This window comes from Vibrio sp. R11-SG3-ISO3-SZ (assembly GCF_059834345.1).
This window is the reverse complement of record NZ_JCBDGX010000180.1, coordinates 1-2,398: the sequence shown is the minus strand read 5'-3', so window position 1 is coordinate 2,398 and position 2,398 is coordinate 1. Positions and strand designations below refer to the sequence as shown.

The window sequence follows — 2,398 nt, the reverse complement described above, 5'->3', positions numbered from 1 at the left end:
GATCACCTGCACGTCATACTCCCACGCGATCTTAGTCAGTTCACCCAACGTGCGTAGCTCAGCAAACTGCGCTTCATCATTGGCATCGGCCACCGAACCTGGACGCAAGCCATCACCGAGCGAAAGCGCGACATCGTACTTGGCACAAATTTCACAAATTTCGCGGAAGTGGGTGTAAAGGAAGCTTTCTTGATGGTGAGCGAGACACCACTTAGCGATGATCGAGCCGCCGCGAGAGACAATACCCGTGACACGTTTGGCCGTCATCGGCACATAATGCAACAGCAAACCGGCATGAATCGTGAAGTAATCGACGCCCTGCTCAGCTTGCTCAATCAAGGTGTCTCGCATCACTTCCCAATTGAGGTTTTCTGCAATGCCATTCACTTTTTCAAGCGCTTGGTACATAGGCACGGTACCAATCGGGACTGGGCTGTTACGTAGAATCCACTCTCGAGTCTCGTGAATATTGCGTCCGGTCGACAAATCCATCACCGTATCGCCACCCCAACGTGTTGCCCAAACCAATTTCTCAACTTCTTCCTCAATGGAAGAGGTCACGGAGGAGTTACCAATATTGGCGTTCACCTTGACCAAGAAGTTGCGACCAATGATCATTGGCTCCGCTTCCGGGTGGTTGATGTTGGATGGAATGATGGCACGGCCCGCGGCCACTTCTTGGCGGACAAACTCAGCACTGATGTCCTTTGGCAAGTGGGCCCCAAAGCTTTGACCTGGATGCTGTTGGTTCAACACCTCATCGCGATAACGAGCACGCCCCATGTTTTCACGCAGAGCGATGTATTCCATTTCCGGTGTAATCACACCTTGACGCGCGTAGTGGAGCTGAGTAACACACTGACCGCTTTTCGCACGGCGAATGCGAGGTAAGTTACCATAACGCAGCTCGTCTAGCGTATCGTCTTCCAAGCGCTGTTTGGTGTATACCGAACTGACCTCATCGAGCAGCTCCGTATCACCGCGCTCTTCAATCCACTGATCACGTAGCTTAGGCAGGCCCTGGTAGAGGTCAATCGTATGGTCAGGATCGGTATAAGGACCAGAAGTGTCGTAAACGCGAATCGGCTCATTGGGCTCAAAGATCGGCGCGTCTTTAGTACCGCCAATCAAGCTGTCAGCGAGGGAGATTTCTCGCATAGGAACACGAATATCAGGTCTTGAACCTTCAACATAAACCTTACGTGAATTGGGGTACGCTTGTACCGAGAGGGTATCAATAAACTGTTTGGCTTCCAGTCTCGCTTGTTTGCGATTCGACATAGCATTTTTCCTTGCTCTTTATTGCTCGTAGGAGCATGAGTGTTAGAGATAAAAATGCTTGGCGGAAAGATGCGACAAGAGGGCGATCTGACGCGGGTACCTATCTGTAGATAGATCGCATGACGCTCAGATCAGAGAGAACGAATCCTAGATTAGGAGGGTCGATATCTTCTCTTGTTCCCTTCGCAGGTATTAACCTGATCAGGTTCAACGGATCCCGAATAAACGGTCTCAGCCTTATGGCACTCCGACAAGTGAACCGAGTATATAAAAACGGCTTGGATAAACCAAGCCGACCTGTGTAAATTTTGTCTAGTGAGGCTCAAAGCACCTCTAAGCAAGCTAGCTTTTGATCAGCAGTTGAAAGCCCACCCAAGCGGCAGAGATGCTTAATACCACATTGAGTAAGACATTGAGTCCCATCTTGAAAAAAGCGCCCTGCTGCATGAGTAAAACGTTGTCCATCGAAAACGTAGAGAACGTCGTCAAAGCACCAAGAAAACCGAGCCCGATGATCTGTCTCCATGGTTCAGTCGCAAGGTTGCCATTTTCAAACGCGGCGATCAGTAAGCCCATCGCCAGTGAGCCGACTACGTTAACAGTTAGCGTACCGTATGGAAAACCTCGCCCCAGTAATGTCGCACACAGCTCAGACACTAAATAACGAGAGCACGCACCAACGGCGCCACCCATGGCAATAAACCCTAAAATTGCAAACTGACCCATAACCCCTCCAAATTTGTGGCGTTAGTGTAGCGCCAAACAGACAAAAAAACAGACTTCAGATCAATGTAATGACGCTAAACACTCTGTTAGATTTAAAAAGTTACAGGAGTCACTTTACTTCGATATAGCCCATCAAACCGGTTTTCATGTGCTCTATGACATGACAGTGATACATCCACCGACCGGGGTTGTCCGCGACGAAAGCCGCTTTGGCACGACCATTCTTGCCCAGTAGTACCGTATCCGTATGGAACGGCTCTGGGAGCGGCTTACCGTCCATTTCGAGCACGGTAAAGGTATGGCCATGAAGATGAATAGGATGATGGTACTGAGTGACATTTTTAAGATCGAAGATGTAGGTTTTGCCTAGCTCCAACTGCGCCAGCGGCGC

General features: G+C 49.7%; 3 protein-coding genes and 1 riboswitch. All 3 genes read right to left on the bottom strand.

What is annotated here, in order from left to right:
* A partial coding sequence (gene thiC, locus AC6R1O_RS18695) for a phosphomethylpyrimidine synthase ThiC (protein WP_500657610.1) occupies window positions 1–1,281 on the bottom strand: 1,281 nt, incomplete at its 3' end.
* Window positions 1,282–1,442: 161 nt separating this feature from the next.
* Window positions 1,443–1,541: riboswitch (TPP riboswitch) on the bottom strand.
* 82 nt (window positions 1,542–1,623) lie between these two features.
* Window positions 1,624–2,007, bottom strand: coding sequence for a fluoride efflux transporter CrcB (gene crcB / locus AC6R1O_RS18690; RefSeq protein ID WP_334555415.1), 384 nt, complete (start codon window positions 2,005–2,007; stop codon window positions 1,624–1,626).
* A 109-nt stretch (window positions 2,008–2,116) separates the two neighbouring features.
* Window positions 2,117–2,398 (bottom strand): multicopper oxidase domain-containing protein (locus tag AC6R1O_RS18685; RefSeq protein ID WP_500657609.1); only part of this gene is annotated, 282 nt, incomplete at its 5' end.